The sequence below is a fragment of the Pseudoalteromonas sp. APC 3224 genome (assembly GCF_030407535.1).
GTDB lineage: Bacteria > Pseudomonadota > Gammaproteobacteria > Enterobacterales > Alteromonadaceae > Pseudoalteromonas.
Genome location: NZ_JASDDF010000020.1, coordinates 61,683 through 82,286 on the forward strand (window position 1 = coordinate 61,683; position 20,604 = coordinate 82,286).

The 20,604-nt window shown below is 40.9% G+C and carries 21 protein-coding genes; 18 read left to right on the plus strand and 3 right to left on the minus strand.

Features of this window, described 5'->3' with window-relative positions; genetic code table 11:
• The first annotated feature begins 6 nt into the window (after positions 1–6).
• From QL989_RS10675 to QL989_RS10730, 12 genes are all read left to right on the plus strand, one after another.
• On the plus strand, positions 7–660 hold the full coding sequence (locus tag QL989_RS10675; protein WP_016899999.1) for a thermostable hemolysin: 654 nt from the start codon (positions 7–9) through the stop codon (positions 658–660).
• A complete protein-coding gene (locus QL989_RS10680; RefSeq protein ID WP_290170411.1) occupies positions 657–2,135 on the plus strand; it encodes an AMP-binding protein in 1,479 nt (492 codons plus the stop codon). Before QL989_RS10675 ends, QL989_RS10680 begins: the two co-directional genes overlap by 4 nt.
• On the plus strand, positions 2,128–2,817 hold the full coding sequence (locus QL989_RS10685) for an iron-containing redox enzyme family protein (protein ID WP_290170413.1): 690 nt from the start codon (positions 2,128–2,130) through the stop codon (positions 2,815–2,817). The genes QL989_RS10680 and QL989_RS10685 overlap by 8 nt, the downstream gene beginning before the upstream one ends.
• Positions 2,814–3,584 carry an SDR family oxidoreductase gene (locus QL989_RS10690; protein WP_290170415.1) on the plus strand — a complete coding sequence of 257 codons (771 nt, stop codon included), beginning with the start codon at positions 2,814–2,816 and terminating at the stop codon, positions 3,582–3,584. The genes QL989_RS10685 and QL989_RS10690 overlap by 4 nt, the downstream gene beginning before the upstream one ends.
• Before the next feature lie 13 nt (positions 3,585–3,597).
• Positions 3,598–4,245, plus strand: coding sequence for a hypothetical protein (locus QL989_RS10695; protein ID WP_290170417.1), 648 nt, complete (start codon positions 3,598–3,600; stop codon positions 4,243–4,245).
• 11 nt (positions 4,246–4,256) lie between these two features.
• Entirely contained in the window at positions 4,257–4,916 is a 660-nt protein-coding gene (locus QL989_RS10700; RefSeq protein ID WP_055011598.1) for a response regulator transcription factor, read from the plus strand.
• Between the two features lie 62 nt (positions 4,917–4,978).
• Positions 4,979–6,280, plus strand: a complete 1,302-nt coding sequence (locus QL989_RS10705) for an ATP-binding protein (protein ID WP_054201478.1) — start codon at positions 4,979–4,981, stop codon at positions 6,278–6,280.
• Positions 6,273–6,626, plus strand: coding sequence for a cupredoxin domain-containing protein (locus tag QL989_RS10710; RefSeq protein WP_010388691.1), 354 nt, complete (start codon positions 6,273–6,275; stop codon positions 6,624–6,626). Before QL989_RS10705 ends, QL989_RS10710 begins: the two co-directional genes overlap by 8 nt.
• Positions 6,613–7,353, plus strand: coding sequence for an iron transporter (locus QL989_RS10715; protein WP_290170424.1), 741 nt, complete (start codon positions 6,613–6,615; stop codon positions 7,351–7,353). The genes QL989_RS10710 and QL989_RS10715 overlap by 14 nt, the downstream gene beginning before the upstream one ends.
• The gene (locus QL989_RS10720) at positions 7,350–8,063 is read left to right on the plus strand and encodes a hypothetical protein (protein ID WP_055011595.1); all 714 of its coding nucleotides are present in this window, start codon (positions 7,350–7,352) and stop codon (positions 8,061–8,063) included. The genes QL989_RS10715 and QL989_RS10720 overlap by 4 nt, the downstream gene beginning before the upstream one ends.
• Positions 8,064–8,324: 261 nt before the next feature.
• Positions 8,325–8,534: a cold-shock protein gene (locus QL989_RS10725; RefSeq protein ID WP_008467029.1), complete on the plus strand. Its 210-nt coding sequence runs from the start codon at positions 8,325–8,327 to the stop codon at positions 8,532–8,534.
• Between the two features lie 236 nt (positions 8,535–8,770).
• Positions 8,771–9,496 (plus strand): transporter substrate-binding domain-containing protein, encoded by a 726-nt coding sequence (locus tag QL989_RS10730; RefSeq protein ID WP_232735485.1) that lies wholly within the window; start codon positions 8,771–8,773, stop codon positions 9,494–9,496.
• Positions 9,497–10,049: 553 nt separating this feature from the next.
• Here the strand turns inward: QL989_RS10730 and QL989_RS10735 are convergent.
• Together QL989_RS10735 and udk are read right to left on the minus strand one after the other, a co-directional pair.
• A complete protein-coding gene (locus tag QL989_RS10735; RefSeq protein ID WP_138609254.1) occupies positions 10,050–11,276 on the minus strand; it encodes a NupC/NupG family nucleoside CNT transporter in 1,227 nt (408 codons plus the stop codon).
• Positions 11,277–11,293: 17 nt separating this feature from the next.
• On the minus strand, positions 11,294–11,923 hold the full coding sequence (gene udk, locus QL989_RS10740; RefSeq protein ID WP_008110733.1) for a uridine kinase: 630 nt from the start codon (positions 11,921–11,923) through the stop codon (positions 11,294–11,296).
• Between the two features lie 192 nt (positions 11,924–12,115).
• Between udk and QL989_RS10745 the strand changes: the two genes are divergently transcribed.
• The 5 genes from QL989_RS10745 (at position 12,116) to QL989_RS10765 (ending at position 16,831) form a co-directional block, all read left to right on the plus strand.
• Positions 12,116–13,333, plus strand: a complete 1,218-nt coding sequence (locus QL989_RS10745) for a phosphopentomutase (RefSeq protein WP_138609256.1) — start codon at positions 12,116–12,118, stop codon at positions 13,331–13,333.
• A 66-nt stretch (positions 13,334–13,399) separates the two neighbouring features.
• Positions 13,400–14,101 (plus strand): purine-nucleoside phosphorylase, encoded by a 702-nt coding sequence (gene deoD, locus QL989_RS10750; RefSeq protein WP_008110728.1) that lies wholly within the window; start codon positions 13,400–13,402, stop codon positions 14,099–14,101.
• A gap of 864 nt (positions 14,102–14,965) precedes the next feature.
• Positions 14,966–15,709, plus strand: a complete 744-nt coding sequence (locus tag QL989_RS10755) for a ferredoxin--NADP reductase (RefSeq protein WP_138606988.1) — start codon at positions 14,966–14,968, stop codon at positions 15,707–15,709.
• Positions 15,710–15,799: 90 nt separating this feature from the next.
• Entirely contained in the window at positions 15,800–16,501 is a 702-nt protein-coding gene (locus QL989_RS10760) for a nuclear transport factor 2 family protein (protein ID WP_178957019.1), read from the plus strand.
• Between the two features lie 9 nt (positions 16,502–16,510).
• Positions 16,511–16,831 carry a hypothetical protein gene (locus QL989_RS10765; RefSeq protein WP_008112665.1) on the plus strand — a complete coding sequence of 107 codons (321 nt, stop codon included), beginning with the start codon at positions 16,511–16,513 and terminating at the stop codon, positions 16,829–16,831.
• Here QL989_RS10765 and QL989_RS10770 read toward each other — a convergent pair.
• Positions 16,828–17,709, minus strand: a complete 882-nt coding sequence (locus QL989_RS10770; RefSeq protein WP_138606994.1) for a tetratricopeptide repeat protein — start codon at positions 17,707–17,709, stop codon at positions 16,828–16,830. The two genes, QL989_RS10765 and QL989_RS10770, sit on opposite strands and share 4 nt — an antisense overlap.
• 636 nt (positions 17,710–18,345) lie before the next feature.
• On the opposite strand from QL989_RS10770, the gene katG reads away from it, so the two are divergent.
• The gene (gene katG / locus QL989_RS10775; protein ID WP_290170433.1) at positions 18,346–20,526 is read left to right on the plus strand and encodes a catalase/peroxidase HPI; all 2,181 of its coding nucleotides are present in this window, start codon (positions 18,346–18,348) and stop codon (positions 20,524–20,526) included.
• Positions 20,527–20,604: the final 78 nt, after the last annotated feature.

Consider the following 20,604-nt stretch of genomic DNA (forward strand, 5'->3'; position numbering starts at 1 on the left):
GCTTTTATGCAACTAGCTCAACAACAGTCATCATCAACACTTTTTCAGTCGTTCACACAGTTTGTGAGCGCCAGAGAATGTGATGAACACCGTCAGCGCCTTGAAGATACAGTAAAACAAGGCTTTTTAGCTGCGTATAATGCCAGCCTAACTTCATTTATGCCATTACTCTGTCAGTATAAAACTCAGCAAGGGCATTGCACTTTAGGGCTTAGAAACGCCACTTCTCCTTTATTTATTGAACAATATTTAGCAGCGCCCATTGAGCAGTTTTTACCAATGGGCACACAGCGCAGTAAAGTGTTTGAGTTAGGTAATCTCTATTCAACACACAGAAAAGCCACGTTATCGCATTTTATTATTGTTAATGAAGCTTTAAGAGCTATTGGTGCTACTAATTTGGTTTTTTGTGCCACCAAACATGTACGCGCTTTATTGCGTTTATTAGGGGTAACGTGTAATGAAATTGCATTAGCTAACAGCAGTGTTGTTGAGCAACCAAAAAGCTGGGGAAGTTACTACGCGAACCAGCCTACAGTATGCATTGTTAATTTAGAGCAAGCACATCTACAAGTACTTAATACGCCAATGCTACTTGATATTAAACAACAAAATACACATGGCATTACGGCATTAATCAATGCGCTGGAGGCGGTATGAGTATGTTAAATAGCTTAAGTGATTTAGCTACTCAGCCGGCGGTAGTTGCGCATTTTACGAATCAAACACAGCAGTTAACAGGTACTGAAGTGCTTCAAGAAATTAATAAAGTAGCGGAAATTTTTGCAAACTCAGATGCTAACGCAATTGCATTTCAACTTGATAATACTCCCGCTTGGTTGGTGCTCGATGCTGCGACAAATGTTGCTAATAAAGTAGCAATACCAATTGCCCATTTTTTTAGTCAACAACAAACGCAATATGTACTGGCACAGTGTGGCGCACAGCTGTTTATAAGTGATATGCCAAGGCTTTCTTTGGGGGCCCATACATTGTCTATTACTTTGTTTGAACATTACACCTTGTATATTTATCAGCTCAAGCTTAATGAACCGATTAATTACTTTGAGGGCACTCAAAAAATCACATTTACTTCCGGTTCTACTGGCGAGCCAAAAGGGGTGTGCTTATCAACACAAAGCCAGATGCAGGTGGCTCAGTCATTATGTGAGCAAATAAATATAAGTAAACCAACTCACTTATGTTTACTGCCACTACCTGTATTGCTTGAAAATATTGCAGGTATTTATGCGCCTTTGTTAAGTGGCGGTTGTGTACATTTAATGCCATTAAACGAATTAGGTTTTGTTGGCTCAGGGTTAAAAAACCCTAACAAACTCATTAGCGCAATCGATAGTGTAAAACCTAACACCCTTATTTTAGTGCCTGAGTTATTAACGTGTTTAATTGCGTTTGCAAAACAAGGTTGGCAGCCGCCAAAGTCATTACAGTTTATTGCAGTTGGCGGAGCGCTCGTGAGTGATACTTTAATTGCCACCGCCAGAGATCTTAATTTACCTGTTTATCAGGGGTATGGATTATCAGAGGCGGCATCCGTTGTAAGTTTAAATACGCCCAAAAATGATGATTTAAAGAGTGCCGGGACTGTACTACCGCACATACAAACCAAAATCGAAAAAGGCCAGTTGTACATAAAGGGTGAGCTACTTTTAGGGTATTTAAATCAAGCGCCGCATAACCCAAATAACTGGTATGCAACAGGCGATTTAGTGACCCAGCATGGCAATAAGCTCTTCATAAAAGGGCGACTTAAAAACCTGATTATTACCAGCATGGGCCGTAATGTGAGTGCTGAATGGCCTGAGTCATTAATATTGAGCCAAAGCGCGATTATACAAGCCGTTGTTTTTGGTGAAGGCAAACCTTTTTTAACCGCGATTATTTATGCAATCCCTGAGTTGAGTGAGCAACAACTCAGTGAGCATATGAAATTTATAAATCAACAGTTACCCGATTATGCACAAGTTAAAAAGTGGCATCGGTTAGCTCAGCCTTTAAGTGTTCAGCAAGGGTTACTAACGACCAATAATCGTCCTAAGCGCCAGACTATTAGCCAGCAATTTAACCTTATTTTTGAACAATTTTACCGACTTGGAGAAGTGATCCATGAGTGATTTTTTTAACACATTAAAAGCACAAACTCAAAACGAGCGTGAGTACTTATTAGCTGCGCCAATTATACAGCGCGTTTTTAAAGGCCAAGCATCACTTGAAGAGTATGCGTCATTTTTAGCGCAAGCCTACCATCATGTAAAACACACTGTGCCATTAATGATGTCGTTAGGTGCCCGTTTGACCGACGAACAAGAATGGTTACGTGAAGCCGTAGCCGAATACATTGAAGAGGAAATTGGCCACCAAGAATGGGTGCTTAACGATATTGCCGCGTGTGGTTTTGATAAAGAAAGTGTGCGCCATAGTCAGCCACAATTTGCTACCGAAATGATGGTCTCGTATGCGTATGACAGTATCGCTCGTAAAAACCCATTAAGCTTTTTTGGCATGGTTCATGTACTCGAAGGGACTTCAATTGCACTGGCTGATGGCGCAGCTTCAAATATTGCTGATGCAGTTGGTTTACCTAAAAAAGCATTTAGCTATTTAACCTCTCATGGTGCGCTTGATATAGAGCACGTAAAGTTTTTTGAAAACTTGATGAACAAAATTACTAATGAGGCCGATCAGCAAGCTATTTTACATGGCGCAAAATGTTTTTATCGTTTGTACGGTGATATTTTCCGCGCTTTAGATGACGAGCCGTTCTTTAAAGTATCAGCGCAAGAGCAACACGCATGAATACCGGCTTATGTGTGTTAACAGGAGCCACAGGGGGAATTGGCCAAGCGATTGCCAAAACACTGCATGCACAAGGTTGGCAATTACTATTAGTAGGGCGTAATGGCGATGCGCTAAATGCGCTAAGTAGCCAGTGCCCAGGTAGTATGACTTTTGTGGGAGATTTAACCGTTGCAGAAAACATGCTGGCACTCGCCATTAAAGCCAAAAAATTGGGCGGTGCTAAATTACTTATAAACAATGCAGGCATTAATATTATGCAAAGCTTAAGTAGTTGTAGTAGTGAACAAATTGATAATCTACTGAGCACTAATTTAGCCGTCCCGATGAAACTATGCCAACTGTTTTTAGAGCAGCTGCAAGCGAATAGAGGCACCATAGTTAATGTTGGGTCGTCTTTTGGCAGCATAGGTTACCCATATCAAACACTTTATTGTGCCAGTAAATTTGGGTTGCGTGGTTTTAGCGAAGCGTTATCACGAGAGCTTTCAGACATTGGCATTAGAGTTAGTTATTTAGCACCTAGAGCAACTGATACTGACATTAATGATGCTCAAACGCGTGCAATGAACAAAGCGCTTGGTAATCAAATGGACTCTCCGCAGTTGGTGGCTGATGAGTTAGTTGCGTTATTAAACTCAAATAAAACCAGACGATTTATTGGTTTTCCTGAGAAACTTTTTGCACGTATCAATGGTGTTTTTCCACGTATTGTGGATAACGCAATTGCTAAACAGCTCCCTAAAATAAAACAGTTTTTAGGTTAATAGAGGATTTATTATGAAAAAATTTACTTTAGTAGCTTATTTAAGCATTGTTAGTGTGTTTTCATCGGGGGTATTTGCAGACGAACAAAGCGATTTACTCGCTATTCAACAGCAGTGGGCTGTCGCTAATTATGAGCTTAAAGATGATGCACAAATCAAAGCCTTTACTCAACTAAGTGAGCAAAGTGCTCAATTTATTGAAAGCTACCCTGATTCAGCAAATAGCTATACGTGGAACGGCATTGTACTGGCCAGTTTTGCTGGCGCAAAGGGCGGGTTAGGGGCGCTGGGCTATGCTAAAGATGCAAAAGCGTCATTAGAGCAAGCCCTTAAAATAGACGACAGTGCTTTAGGTGGCTCAGCGTATGCCAGCCTAGCAACCTTATACAGTAAAGTACCGGGGTGGCCTATTGGTTTTGGTGATGATGACACCGCCGACAAGTTTTTTAAGCAAGCGCTCGCTTTTAACAAAAAAGGCATTGATACTAACTACTTGTATGGTGAGTTTTTATATGACGAACGTGAATATGAGCAAGCTAAAGCCCATTTGTTAGTTGCGCAAGCAGCAGGTATTCGTGATACTCGTGCTAAAGCTGATAAATATCGTCAACAAGCAATTAGCTCTTTATTAGCTAAAGTAGATAAAAAACTAAAGAGATAACAAAATAAACAATGCATTTATTATTAGTTGAAGATGATCATCTTGTGGCGCAAGGGCTTTGCCGCTCATTGCGCCAAGAAGGCTACAGTGTAGAGCATAGCGCAACGGTTAAGCATGCATTGCAATGCTTAGGCAGTGGTGAAATAGAGTTGGTTATACTTGACCTAGGTTTACCCGATGGTGATGGTTCACAAATTCTAAAGCACATAAAAGCGCAAAAAAAAGTGATTCCGGTGGTTATACTAACTGCACGAAGTAGCATAGATGACAAGGTGCAAGGGCTTGATATGGGCGCTGATGATTATTTAGCTAAGCCATTTGAACCAGCCGAATTATTTGCTCGTTTGCGCGTAGCGAGCCGACGAGTAAATCAAGCTCAGTCGAGTTTATTACAGTGTGGTGAAGTGACTATGGACACGTCAGCGCATAGTGTCACACTCAGCAATGAGCTGCTTTCTCTGCCACGAAAAGAATACATGCTGCTAAAGGCACTATTGGAAAACCAAGGTCGCGTGCAATCTAAACAGCAGTTAGAGAACAAGCTGTACCAGTGGGGTGAAGAGGTTGGCTCTAACACCATTGAAGTGCATATTCATCACCTACGAAAAAAATTCCCCAGCGATTTTATTAAAACTCTCCGTGGTATTGGTTATGTCGTGGGAAAGAGATAGTTCACGTGATTAAAACACCCCTAGATTGCACAAACTTGAATTTACAAAGGTAACCATACTTTATGTCAATTCGTAAGCGTTTAACTCTTATTTTACTATCAATGATGGTGTTAACGTGCTTTTTAGCTTTAGTCAAAGGCTACCAAAAAAGTATGAGCCATGGTGAGCAACTACTTGATAGTGAGCTAAAAGTAGTCGCTGGAGTGTTGATGCAACAGCCTTTATCTATAAACGCCATGGCGCCAAAAATGCAAGAAAGCGCCCAATTACTGTATCAAATTTGGCAAGCTGGTGAGCTCCTTAGTGGCTCTGACGAATTAAATCTTGATTTGAGCCAGTATCAAGCGGGTTTTCAAACGCTTAATATTGCAGGGCAGCGAATGCGGGTATTCGTATTTGTCACTTCTTTACGCACCGTGGTTGTTGCCGAGCCGATTGCTAAGCGGTTTGAACTTGCCGAGGCGGTGATTTTATCAGCCATGTTACCTATGCTTTGGGCGGTTCCTTTGCTTGCGCTATTTATTAGCTTTTTTGTTAAATATGCACTGGCACCATTAACCCGTTTATCAAAACAGTTAGCTCTGCGCCAAGCAAATGATTTCACTGCGATCAATTGGCAGGTGACTGATGAAGAGATAAAACCGGTGATCAGCCGCTTAAACGATTTATTTAAACGCGTAGAAACCGCCTATTTACGAGAGCGTTTTTTTGCCTCTGATGCGGCACATGAATTACGTACTCCCCTGAGCAGTTTAAAAATTAATGTGCATAATTTGGCTGCTCAACAAGGCGATAACCAAGAATTACAAGCCATGACTCAAGGTATTAATCGACTGTCCAATATAGTAGAGCAAATGCTAATACTAGGGCGTACTCAGCCAGAGCAGTGGCAAAAACAGTTTAAGGAGCAATCATTATTAGCGATCACGCAAGAAGTAGTTAGCCAGTTGTATGAAAAAATAGAGGCTAAAAACCACACTATTAGTCTCGAGGGAGATGACTTTATCATTAACGGTGATGAATTTACCTTGGTGACGTTGATTTCAAACCTACTTAGCAATGCCATAAAGTACGCACCAGCCAATGGACAAATAAAAATAACGCTAAAGCAGATGCACAAGCAGCGTATTTGGCAAATAGAAGACAGTGGCCCAGGTATGACGGACGATCAAAAACAACGGATATTTAACCGTTTTTATCGTGTTGGCGGTGACCAACACCCTTCGGGTGAACAAGGTGCGGGTTTGGGCATGGCAATAGTGCAGCATATTATTGCTATTTATCGCGCTGAAATTCACTTAACGGATAGTGATTTGGGTGGCTTAAAAGTACAGGTAGTTTTTGCAGGAGCTAAATGTGATTAAACGACTTATTAGGCCTTACTTATATTGTTGTGTATTTTTATCATTTAACGCCGCCAGTAAAGACTATCTTATTGTACTTAAAGATCATTTGTTTTACCCCGCAGAAATCGTCGTACCGGCCAATAAAAAGGTACGCTTGTTAATCGAAAATCAAGATAGTACGCCTGAGGAATTCGACAGTTTCGATCTCAATCGAGAGAAAGTACTTTACCCTAAGCGCAAAAGCGTTATTTATATCGGGCCGTTAATCCCTGGGCGTTATGAATTTTTTGGCGAGTTCTCGCCCAATACGGCGCGTGGTGCTGTCATAGTGACTGAAAAGGAGCGTTCTAATGCTAATAACTAGCCTAGTGATGAGTCTAAACCAGTTACTGCCGGTGGCCATTTTACTTATTTTACTCCAAGTTGTAGCCAAGCAAAGTTTAATGAAATTGCTGGGAGGGCTTATTTTAGGGATCGGGCTTTCATTTTTGTTTGTAAAAAGTGCGCCGTTAATTAGCCCCTTGTTTGACTATCAGGGTTTAGAATATGCCCAAATTGGTTTGTGTATTTTAATTTTTATTAGTGCACTGTACTACGCCATTAAACAGGCAACAGCTGCTTTTATGATTGCGATTATCAGCGTAATGACACTTTATTTAAGTCACTACATTATTTACCTGATTGGCTTTTGGCAAAACAACGAAGCGGCACAAAGTTTATTTATTGGCACTTTTTTAGGTTTGGGAATATGCAGCAGCTTTAGCGTGTTGTTGTATTTTTTATTGAGTGCAATCAAACAGCGCTTTGGACTTACCCCTTTATTGGTATTGTTAGCATTAAATAGTGCGGCAAAACTAGTTGTGGCGCTTGATTTGGCGAGCCAAATTGATTTGATAGCAACAACGGTAACTGTATGGGATTTACGTGCCATTTTAACCGAAAACTCAGAGCTTGGACGAGTATTGCGCGCTCTGATTGGTTATGAGGCTACGCCTAATTTAACCAGTGTTTTAAGCTATGCGTTGAGTAGCGTGTTATTTTTATCTGTTTGTTATTTTATTCCTAAATTAATCACTAAGGAAAAATCATGAAAGCAATAAACCTATTTGCAGCCACTGTATTAATTGGTTTTTGTTTATTAATACCTAAGCTCGTTTATGCTGATGGCATAGTAGTAGATAAAGTTTATCATCCGTATGTGTTGCCGTTTGAGCGCGAGCTAGAATGGCGGCTTGTGTCGCATCAAACTGATAGTGGTAATATTTTAGCGCAGCGCGTTGGCTTAGGCGGCGCAATAAACGACACTATGGCATTGGAAGGCTACATCGTGGGTGAGCGCGATGATAACGGTGACTTTGGCTTGCAAGCGTATGAATTGGAGCTTAGATGGCAACTAATAGAGCAAGGCCGGTTATGGGCCGATTGGGGCGCGTTATTTGAATTTGAAAAACAGCATGACGCCGACGCATACGAAGCAACCTCTGGTTTTGTAATTGAAAAAGAGTTTGGTCGTGCAAGCCTCACCATGAATGCTTTTTTAGTATACGAATGGGGGCAAGATATAGAGAACGAATGGGAAAGCGAGTTTAGAGCGCAGTATCGCTACCGATACTTGTCTGCTTTTCAGCCCGCGGTTGAGGTGTATCTTGGTGAAGACTTTGTGGGTATTGGCCCTGGTTTTATAGGCTTGCATCGCTTTGATGGACAAAAACAATTAAAGTGGGAAGCCGGTTTTATTACTGAAATCAGCCAGTCAGAGAAGAATCATAGCTTTAGAATGGCGTTAGAATTTGAATTTTAAGCTGCTTAAACAAGTGCTTAACATTTAAAGTGAGTTACGAAGATTATTTTATTAATTAAATCACATAAAGTGTTGACTTACCCCTGTAACTCTATATAGTAGGCCGCAGCTAGAAAGAAAGCATGATAATTTATAAATCTCCATTTCGTTGTTGTATAAGTAATACTTGTAGTACCGTCCTGAAGTTTTTAAGTACCATCTCATTTTTTGCTACACCGCCCATTAGGGCACAATTTAATTTTTTATATCAGGAATAATACTATGTCTAACATCGTATCAGGTACAGTTAAGTGGTTCAACGAGTCTAAAGGTTTTGGTTTCATCGAGCAAGAAAACGGTCCAGACGTTTTCGCACATTTCTCAGCAATCAAAAGCGAAGGTTTCAAAACTTTAGCTGAAGGCCAACGTGTAGAGTTCACTCTTTCACAAGGTCAAAAAGGTCCTCAAGCTGATAACATCACAGCTCTATAATTTTACTTTTTGAGTAAAATGAGAAAAAGCGCTTAAGGCGCTTTTTTTGTGCCCAAAATTTAAGAACATCCCACCACCGCTTTAACATTCCCGTCATTTTATTGCTATTTACGTCATCTGCTATTTTAACATTACAAACAGCGTTATAAATTAATAGTCTCTACGAGTTTTCTAGGTTAAAGTTATTACTTAAACCACAGGGGGTGTGTATCTATAAATTTATATTATTAGCTTTTGTGCTGTTATTTAGCCAAAAAATTCAGGCTGCTGAGCCTAAGCTGGTTATTTATACCGAAAGTTTTCCTCCGTATAACTTTCAAAGTAGTGCTGGCCAATTGGCGGGTATTAATCATGACATAGTAAAAGATGCCTGTGTCCGTGCTGCACTAGAGTGCGAGTTTATTATGCTACCCTGGAAGCGCGCTTACCACTTAGTGCAAAATAACCCACAGTCAGCCATTATTTCTTTGGCAAAAACGCAAGAGCGAGAACCTCTTTTTCAATGGGTTGGACCCTTGGTGTCAAATCAAACCTATTTTTATAAATTAAAAACCAGCGAACATATTGTGATGGACGATATCACCCAAGCTAAAAACTATTCGTTAGGCATAGTGCGTGGCGATATTTATGAAATGCTGGTGCGCCGACTTGGGTTTGTAGCTGATAAAAACTTATTGCTATTTAGCGACACTGACTCGTTTATGCGACTGTTTTTTAAAAAACGTATCGATTTAATTATTGGATCTAACTTTACCATTGACCATCAAACTGAGCCGTTTGGCTACTCTAGAGATGATTTAGTAAAGCTCGAACAAATTCATGTAGATGAACTTAAAGGCAATCATATTGGTTTTAATAAAGCCGCTTCACCTGTGATCGTAGAACGTTTTAATCAAGCTCTAAAGCAACTTAAAGCAGAGTCTGGCTATGAACCTTACATTAACCGTTATGTAAAAAATTAAAGCTTAGATCGGCCAAGCACAGAAAAGCTCAAAAAGTTCCCGCTTAATAATGCCTATATTACCTCTTCACAGCCATTCATCCTTGTTAACTTCGCACTCTCAAGCGCCTTTTGTAAAGGGCTGACAATTAAATGCTTCTGCAGTTACACAGTTGTTCATATTTTTTAGTAATACCAATTCGCTTAATTAAGTGGTCTATTTTGAGGCTGGAAAAACGAGTTGATAGCTAGGCAAAAAATTCGCTATTTAGTTGTTCTAAATGAGAATTTTTTAACACAGGTAGCGACACGTTTAGCCCCGCAAAATGATTAAGTATTATTGCGGATTGGTATAAGTGCAATGATGGCTTTTGATGGCTAAGGAGTGCATGGATGAAGGTTAAGCAAAGCATAATTTTGGGGGGCGAGTTGTTGAGGATTTAGAAAGTAGAGGTGCTAAAACGATAAAAGGGCCTTGCGGCCCTTGGTGAAGTATCGTTCAAGTCAGATAGTGCTTTAACCCCTTAAAGCGCTATCCTATTGTTTTGCAACAGATGGATCATCTCTTTAAGTTTCTAAGCTAGCGAGAGGAAAAACCCAGCAATTGCTGCGCTCATAAGGTTAGCCATAGATCCTGCTAACACTGCTCTGAGCCCTAAGCGTGCGATATCCTTTCGCCGACTAGGCGCCATACCGCCTAATCCACCTAGTAAAATGGCTATCGATGATAAGTTAGCAAATCCACACAATGCAAAAGTAACAATTGCTTGCGTGTGAGCACTTAACGTATCGCGATAATTTATAAAGTCTAAGTAAGCAACAAACTCGTTTACTACTATCTTTTGACCAATAAAGCTGCCGGCTATAATTGCTTCATCCCACGGTACACCGAGTAACCATGCAACAGGAGCAAATAAATAGCCTAATATTTCTTGAAGCGTCAATGTTGGGTAATCGAACCACCCACCAACGCCGCCTAATAAACCGTTTAGTAGAGCAATTAACGCCACGAAGGCAAGTAGCATTGCACCTACGTTAAGTGCTAGATGCATGCCGTTAGCTGCGCCTGATGCTGCTGCATCAATTACATTAACTGGTTTATCATCATCACTTAAATCTAAATCTGCTAAGTTATCTTTAGGAGTTTCTGTTTCTGGCACAATCATTTTTGCCATTAAAAAACCACCCGGCGCGGCCATAAAGCTTGCCGCAATTAAATACTTAAGGTCTACACCAATAATTACGTAACCGGCCATTACAGAGCCTGCTACAGTGGCTAAACCACCTACCATTACTGCAAACAATTCAGACTTAGTCATTGTTGCTATAAATGGCTTAACTATTAGCGGTGCTTCAGTTTGGCCCACAAAAATATTGGCCGTTGCTGAAAGCGATTCTGTACGCGAGGTTTTCAAAAGCTTTTGTAAACCACCGCCTAAAATTCTAATTATCCAATCCATAATGCCTAAGTGATATAAAACAGCTACAAGCGCTGAGAAAAACACAATAACCGGCAATACTTGAATTGCGAATATAAAACCAAGCGTATCTTGCGACGCTAGCGGACCAAATAAAAACCCAATACCGTCATTTGCATAACCAATAACCGATGAAACAGCTGCTGACATGCTTGTTAATACATTTTTGCCTGCTTCAAAAAACAGAACAAAACCGCCAATAACGACTTGCATAGCAAACGCTATACCAACGGTTCTTAAACTAATTGCTTTGCGGTTAGTTGAAGCCGCAAAGGCAATGCCTAGTAGCACCATCATGCCTACTAAGCTCATAAATGTTGTCATACAAACGTTTCCCGTTGTTATTCTTGTAAAATGTATTTTATTTTACTTTTTATAATATCAATCGCAACGCGATTCATACCGCCTCGAGTCACAACTAAATCAGCGTTATGCTTTGAAGGCTCAATAAATTGATAAAACATCGGTCTAACAGTTGCTTGATATTGCTCAACAACAGATTGTAATGTTCTGCCTCTTTGTTCCATGTCGCGCTGCATTCGGCGCATTAAACAAATATCTAGCGGTGTATCTATAAACACCTTAATATCAAATTCTTTATTAAGTGCTTTATCGCTCAGTAATAAAATACCTTCTACAATGAGTATTTTAGCCGAAGCCACACGGCGTGTTTTATCGCTGCGTGTATGTTGGGCATAATCATAAGTTGGTACTTCAACTGAGTGGCCATTACGAAGTTGTGTTAAATGCTCAAGCATTAATTCGTGTTCAAATGCATCAGGATGGTCGTAATTCGTTTGCGTACGATGTGCCATCGGCAAATGCGATTGATCCTTGTAATAAGCATCTTCTTCAATAATGGCGATAGCGCCTGGTTCAAGCTCATTCACCAATTCATTGTATATTGTTTGGCTAAATAGAGATTTGCCGGACGCCGATGCGCCTGCAATAGCTATAATAGTTCGTGTCACTAAAGTTCTCACCCACACAGAAGGATATATTGTTGGTAGATCACAATAGCAAAAAAGACACGATTAATCTCTTTTGCTTCGCTTAAGAGTGCAAATTTATAATGTTTAGGTTTTATGAAACAGGACTTATGTCCTGTACGGAAAAATCGAAGAGCGGATAAAGTAACCACCTAGAACAGATGTGAGGTCACAATGGCAAGAGCAATTATCTTAATGGCGGATAGTTTAGGAATTGGCGCAGCACCCGATGCAGATAAATTCGGTGATGTAGGTGCTAATACATTCGCACATTTACTCAAGGCATATTATGACGAAACTGGCAGCAAGCTTTCGCTTCCTAACCTTTCAAAATTAGGGTTAGTAGATGCATGTGAAGCCGCTGGTAAAGAACCCTGTTTAATTGCTGATCGCAATGAGCCACAAGGCGCGTGGGGTTATGCAAAAGAGCTTTCAAGCGGAAAAGACACGCCATCGGGACATTGGGAAATGGCTGGCGTGCCGGTGTTATTTGATTGGGGATATTTCCCAAAAACACAACCGAGTTTCCCACAAGAATTTGTAGACGAGTTTATTGCTCGTACAGGTATTCCGGGCATTTTAGGCAATTGCCATGCATCGGGAACCACCATTTTAGAGCAGCTAGGTGAAGAGCACGTAAAAACAGGTAAACCAATCTGTTACACCTCAGCTGACAGTGTGTTTCAAATAGCCGCGCATGAAGAATCATTCGGCCTAGAGAAGCTTTATCAAGTATGCGAAATCGCACGGGCGCTGCTTGATGAAATGAATATAGGACGAGTGATTGCGCGGCCATTTTTGGGTTCAAATAGTCAAGACTTTGCCAGAACCGGTAATCGTCGTGATTATTCAGTATTACCGCCTTCGCCAACATTGCTTGATGTACTTGCAAAAGACGGTGGCGAAGTAATTAGTATTGGTAAAATTTCAGATATTTATGCGCACCAAGGCATTACCCAAAAGCATAAAGCACCAGGGTTAATGAACTTGCTAGAAAAAACCAGTGAAGTGATGGCAACTGCGCAGGATCATAGTTTGATTTTTACCAATTTAGTTGATTTTGATGAAAAGTTTGGCCATCGCAGAAATCCTGTTGGCTATGCTAAAGCGCTAAAAGAGTTTGATGATTACTTACCAACTATTTTAGAGCAATTAAAGCCAGATGATTTATTAATGATCACCGCCGATCATGGCTGTGACCCTACCTTTCCAGGGTCAGAGCACACTCGTGAGTATGTGCCAGTTATTGCTTATCAGCCAGGAATGAACAACACGCCACTGGGTGAGCGCAATAGCTTTGCTGATATCGGTCAAACACTTGCGCAATGGTTTAACCTAAAAGCGTTAGAGTATGGTGATGGCTTTGTCGATAAGCTAAATACAGTTAAGTAATTTAAAAATACGCTACTATATTTTTAAAGTAATAGGGCTTTTAGCCAAACAAAAGGAAAACAATCAATGAGTACTCCGCATATCAGTGCAAACGTAGGTGATTTTGCCGAAACAGTATTAATGCCAGGCGATCCGCTACGCGCACAATATATTGCTGAAAACTTTTTAGATGATGCAGTGCAAGTAACCGGCGTACGTAACATGTACGGCTTTACTGGAACTTACAAAGGTAAGCCAGTGAGCATTATGGGTTCTGGCATGGGCATTCCTTCAATGTCAATTTATGCTCGTGAGCTTATTGTTAGTTTTGGCGTTAAAAATATTATCCGTATTGGTACCTGTGGTGGTATTGGCAGCGATATTAAAATTCGCGACGTAATCTTTGCACAAGGTGCAAGCACTGATTCTAACGTGAACCGTGCCCGTGTTCGTGGTACTGACTTTGCAGCGATTGCTAACTTTGATTTACTTTTAAACGGCGTTAATGCGGCTAAAGATTTAGGCATTGATGCAAAAGTAGGTAATGTATTTACTACCGATACTTTCTATCAAGCTGATGACACTTTCTACAAAGACCTAGACAAACTAGGTGTACTTGCGGTTGATATGGAAACAGCTGGCCTATACGGCGTAGCAGCAGAGTACGGCGCAAAAGCAATGGCATTATTTACCGTAAGCGATCACGTGATCACCGGCGAAGCAACACCTGCCGATGAGCGTCAAACCACGTTCAACGAAATGGTAAAAATTGCATTAGAGTCTATCTAATATTAAACAGTTCCTTGGTAACGTATTCACTAAGTTTTGGAGACACGCCCAAAGTGAAGTGAGACTAAACCCCCAAAGCCGCATTTTATGCGGCTTTTTTTATGCCTGAGATTTTGATGCGAGCTTCGAGCTACGGGCTACGAGCTTTATGTTCCTAGGTTTTAGCACTACCTCGCAGCTCGTCACTCGAAGCCCGTTGTTTTCTCATTTACTCTCATTCACTTCTCTGTGTTTAAACAAGAAATTAGACTTTAGATGTCAGATTAAAATGCGCGAGGTAAACTTCCGCCTACTGATATGGTTACCTTCTAAATTTACTTTAGGCGGGGCTTTATGCCGTGCAAGGTCATTAATTAAAAAATATTTACCACCGAGAACACTGAGTTTACAGAGAAATGCTTAAAAAATACCAATCCACCTCTGTGTAGCGCAAAGCGCCTCGGAACCCTCTGTGGTGAAAAATTGTTTTTAGCAGTAAGTGCCTTTCGTAGCAGCGATTTTATATCGCGTCAGGTCTAGGATATTAAACACAAATGCGCGAGGTAAACTCCCGCCTACTGATATGGTTAACTTCTAAATTTACTGTAGGCGGAGCTTTATGCCGCGCAAGGTCATTATTCACAAAGAGGGCAAAGAGACGCTGCGCTGAAAGAGTAGATTAAAGATCTCAGGTTTTAGCACTAGCTCGTTGCTCGATACTCGAAACTCGTAGCCCGTAGCCCGAAGCCCGTTGTGTTCCCATTTATTTCCCTGTCAGTATTTATAACTTAATGCTAATGTTTAAGTTATAAAGCTTGCCTTTAAAATGAACAATTTTAAAGTTTTAGCTGATAGCTAAAACACGTTTTAAACTCTGGAGTAACTATGTCTAATTGGATTGATGCGACAGTAAAGTCAGTCAAATGGTGGAATGAATCGTTATTTAGCATAACCGTTCACGCTGATGTAGAGCCGTTTAAAGCAGGGCAATTTACAAAGCTTTCTATTATGGACGGTGATAAACGTATCGCTCGCGCCTACTCTTATGTTAACGCCCCTCAAAGTCCTGATTTAGAGTTTTACCTCATTAACGTGGTTGATGGTTTACTATCCTCTCATTTAGCCACTCTCAAACCAGGTGACACCGTATTAATAGAGCGCCGAGCAACTGGTTTTTTTACTCTAGATGAAGTGCCAGCAAGTGAGCAATTGTGGATGCTGAGTACAGGCACAGCAATTGGGCCATTTTTATCAATGCTACAGCAGAGCGAAGTATGGCAAAAATACCAACACATAAATTTAGTGCATGGGGTACGGAAAAATAGCGATTTAAGCTATCAGGAGCTTATTGGCAAACTAAAAAGATTATACCCTAGTCAACTCAACTATATTCCGGTTGTTAGCCGTGAGGCGCCTTTACAGGGCTTAGCTGGTAGAATTACCACAGTGATTGAAAACAACGCTTTATATGAGCACGTTGGATTATGCGCCACACCAAATAACGCGCAATTTATGTTGTGTGGTAATCCGCAAATGGTTAAAGACACCACAGAATTATTATTGGCTCAAAACTATAAGCGTAATCGCCGAAAAGAGCCGGGGCATATCACTGTTGAGCAGTATTGGTAGTGAGTTATAACGTTATAATAACTATCTCAGAGGCCTAAAATTTGCTATGTTGCGCTTTAATTGCATTTAGTCTTTGTACTTAGGAAATCCATGAAATCTTTATTTATTATTTGTGCCTGTTTATTGGCCGCTTTCACGTTAAATAGTCATGCTATAGAGCAATCAACACAGCTGGACGAGACTAAACAAACACAGCAAAAAAACGCACCGCAGCAACAAGATGCGCTTGATACATTAAGCCAAGAGGCTAATACACCAAAAAAGCCGGTTGTTGAGAAAGTAAAAGCAGATGACTCTCAAGTACTGGGCAGTGAATCAACAAAGCCCGCACAGCAGCCTAATAGTAAAGCTGATAAAGCACAGGCTGTTGCGCAAGCTGAGCAAGCAGTCACACAAGCGAAAGAAGCACTCACAGCAAGGCAACAAGCCAAAGCAAAACAGTCGCGTGAATCACTTGCTGTTGTTGAGCAATTAGTAAACGCTTACAACGCGCGTAACATTGAAGAATTTATTCGCATGTATGATGAAGATGTTGAGTTTTATATTTTCCCGAATGAGCTATTATTTAAAGGCAAAGAAAAACTAATAGCACGTTATGGCATTATGTTTAAAAAACTTAAGTGTCTGCGCTCATCACCAATTAAGCGTATTGTGCATGGTGATATTGTAATAGACCATGAGCTATCAGAAACCTGCTCAACGGATGCGAACGTTATAGATAAACGTTCAGAGCTTATTTCAAGTTATCAGATCAAAGATGGTAAAGTGGTTAGGGTTTTATTTTTTAGGTAATTATTAATTATGCAGCTAAGTGACGAGAAAAAAATTCGTGTAATGTATCGAGTAGAACCAGGCTGCTTAGGCCCTGATGGCGTAGACCACATTGAAGACTTTTGTCGCTTTGCGAACAAGCACATTAAATCGCCTTATTATGCGCAGTTATTATTTTTACCCCGATACGACAAGCAAAAAGATGAGCGTCAATATAGCGTTAAAAACCGCAATTTATCTCAGGTGCAGGCTAAAGCGTACTTAAATCATTTTGAAATTGACATAGAAGACTTTGAAGAGCAGCTCGACGAGCTGCTCTCTAAATCAATAGATTTATACTTTAAACGCTAGGCTTCATTTGAAACAATAGCATTAAAGCTTTCGTTATCATGTAGGCTGGCAAAAGCACTTTCGTGAAGTAGCTCGTTTCGCAAATTAGGCGAGTACTCAAGCGACATTTTTATATCAGCTAAGGCATCTGCATGTTCATGGGTTAAAGCATATGCACAGGCTCTTTGCCAGTAGGCATAACCATAATCACTGTCTATATCAATAGCTTGATTACAAAGCTCAATAGCTTGCTCAGTCTCATTTAGCTCTAATAACGCATCCGCTTTATAGGCTATGGCTTCTACATCTTCTGGTTTACGTTTTAAAATTTCATCGAATATTTCAATTTTATTAGCAATATCACTTTCTAGGTTGGCTCGCATCCATAACGAATGAACTTCGTTGGTGATCGATATACGTTCTTGGTTACTGAGTATTTCTTCAGAGCGAACTCGCAGTTTTTCTTCTAAAATTTTCAAGCGGTCTTCGTACTCGTCAGTAATCACACTAACTCGTGTATTTACTATATCTTCTACTTTATTTTTTACATCACGTAGTGAATTCCAGCCCACCAATACTAAAATAGAAGCGGTGGCGGTGATAATAAAAAATACATTGTTAATCGTGTCGGTTGTGTAAGTTAGCGCCCTATCAGCGGTATCTAACTGAGCATGAGTGACCTGTTTGGTTAAGTCTTCACGCAGTTTTTGTTGATCTTGGCGTACCGACTTTAATTCGTCGAGAATATAACGCTCAAGTAATGGTTTATACATTGGCTCTTTTAGCTGCGCTAATTCACGTTGCTGTTGCTCATCCAAGGTCGCGGTGTTTTTATCAGCAGCTTGCACTGCAGATGAAGCACCTATAAAAACAATAAATAGTAAAAAATAAAAACGCATTGATATGCCTAGTTAAAAAATTAATTAATCGCTTCGCTAACTTTAACATGCGCACATCATTGGTACTAGGGTGAGTATAGAGAAGCTGGTATTAACTTGGGTGGCAGTAATTATAGGCAAAAAAAACCAGCCCAAAGTGGGCTGGAAAAAACTACATCAACATCTCAGGGAACAATAGGAGATAGGGCCTAGTGTATGTGTCACTACCTGAATTTTTACTTAACTAAATTCAAATAGTTAAAAGAAAGAAGAAATAAAGGTGCATAAATAATTTATACACCTTTTATAACTATAATTTCATGGCGAAGGGGGGTATTCCACTGTGCACTTAAGATAACCTAAGTCACTTTCAAACCCTTCAGCATACATTACGTGGCTATTTTTAATAACGATCATCTAATTTATAAAAAGTTTTAATATTCATTTGCTGGCAGCATCATCATATTTATAAATGATTGTAATCGTTTTAAAGCATCGCCTTGCTCTAGCGTATCAAAGCAGCTACACGTATATTGAATAAGTAGAGACCATACACGTCATTCATTTAATGGCAATAAAATAACAGCGCTCCCAACTGGTGAATACCAAAAGCAGTAAGCATGGGCGTTTTTATTTATACTTAAAAAGGAGCTCAATATGGATAATCCTAAAGCGGGTAAATGCCCGGTTATGCATGGCAGTAATACCACAACTGAAAACACCAATACAGATTGGTGGCCAAACTCACTGAATTTAGACATTCTTCATCAGCACGATAGTAAAACCAGCCCTTACGATAACGACTTTAATTACGCCGACGCTTTTAACTCATTGGATTTAGAGGCGCTTAAAACCGACCTAAAAAACTTAATGACCCAAAGCCAACCGTGGTGGCCAGCTGATTGGGGGCACTATGGTGGCCTGATGATCCGTATGGCATGGCATGCTGCGGGCTCGTATCGTTTAGCGGATGGCCGAGGCGGTGGCGGTACGGGTAATCAACGTTTTGCTCCACTTAACTCATGGCCTGATAATGCTAACCTCGACAAAGCTCGCCGTTTGCTGTGGCCAATTAAAAAGAAATACGGCAATAAGCTTTCATGGGCTGATCTGATGATTTTAGCCGGTAATATGGCGTATGAATCAATGGGACTTAAAACCTTTGGCTTTGCTGGCGGACGAGAAGATATTTGGCATCCAGAAAAAGACGTTTACTGGGGCGCAGAAAAAGAATGGTTGGCCCCAAGTGATGAGCGATATAGCCAGGTTGATAAACCCGATACCATGGAAAACCCATTAGCAGCAGTTCAAATGGGCTTAATTTATGTAAACCCAGAAGGGGTTAATGGCAAGCCCGATCCGCTTAAAACCGCAGATCAAGTCCGCGAAACCTTTGCCCGCATGGCTATGAACGACGAAGAAACCGCAGCACTCACCGTTGGTGGCCACACTGTTGGTAAAACTCACGGTAACGGTAAAGAAGAAAACTTAGGCCCAGAGCCAGAAGCTGCCGACGTACACGAGCAAGGCCTTGGTTGGAATAACCATAAAACTCGTGGCATTGGCCGCGATACCATGACCTCAGGTATTGAGGGCGCATGGACAACCTACCCAACTAAATGGGATAACGGCTATTGTAAATTGTTACTCAATTACGAATGGGAGTTAACAAAAAGCCCTGCCGGTGCTCATCAGTGGGAGCCGGTTAATATTAAAGAAGAAGATAAGCCCGTTGATGTGGAAGACTCATCAATTCGTTTAAACCCAATAATGACCGATGCCGACATGGCAATGAAGCTCGACCCTGCATATCGTAAAATTATTGAGCGTTTTAATGACGATTTTGAGTATTTTACTGACGTATTTGCTCGCGCATGGTTTAAGTTAACCCACCGTGATTTAGGGCCAAAATCGCGCTATTTAGGTGCCGATGTACCAAGCGAAGATTTAATTTGGCAAGATCCAATTCCAACGGTTGATTACACCTTAAGCGACGCTGAAATAACCGACTTAAAAGCGAAGCTACTTAATTGTGGACTAAGTGAAACCGACTTAATTAATACCGCATGGGACAGCGCACGTACTTATAGAGGCTCCGATCACCGTGGTGGTGCTAATGGCGCTCGTATTCGCCTTGCTCCGCAAAATAACTGGCAAGGTAACGAGCCTGCGCGCTTAGCCAAGGTGCTTAGCGCACTTGAAACACTGCAAGCGAGTTTAACTAAGCCTGTTAGTATGGCTGATTTAATTGTACTTGGCGGCACCGCTGCAGTAGAGCAAGCCGCTAAAAAGGCCGGGGTTGATGTAACCGTACCATTTGCCCCAGGGCGTGGCGATGCAACTGATGATATGACCGACGCAGAGTCATTCGAGCCATTAGAGCCAATTCATGATGGTTTTAGAAACTGGTTGAAAAAAGACTACGCTGTATCCGCCGAGGAGCTATTACTGGAGCGCAGCCAATTAATGGGCTTAACCGCACCAGAAATGAGCGTGTTACTAGCTGGTATGCGCGTACTGGGCACTAACTATGGCAATAGTGAGCATGGCGTATTTACCGACAACGTAGGCGTACTGAGTAACGACTTCTTTGTTAATTTAACCGACATGAACAACCGCTGGGAACCTGCAAGCAAAGGCGAGTACAACATAATTGACCGTGCAAGCGGTAAAACTAAATATACGGCTACGCGGGTTGATTTAGTGTTTGGTTCAAACTCAATCCTACGTGCATTGGCGGAGTTTTATGCTCAAGACGATAACAAAACCCGTTTTGTACACGACTTTATAAATGCATGGGTAAAAGTAATGAACGCCGATAGGTTTGATATTAAATAAACCTGAGTAATATTTAAAAAGGAGCAGTAATGCTCCTTTTTTTATTATTTGAAAGTTACGAGCTGTGGGCAACGTGCT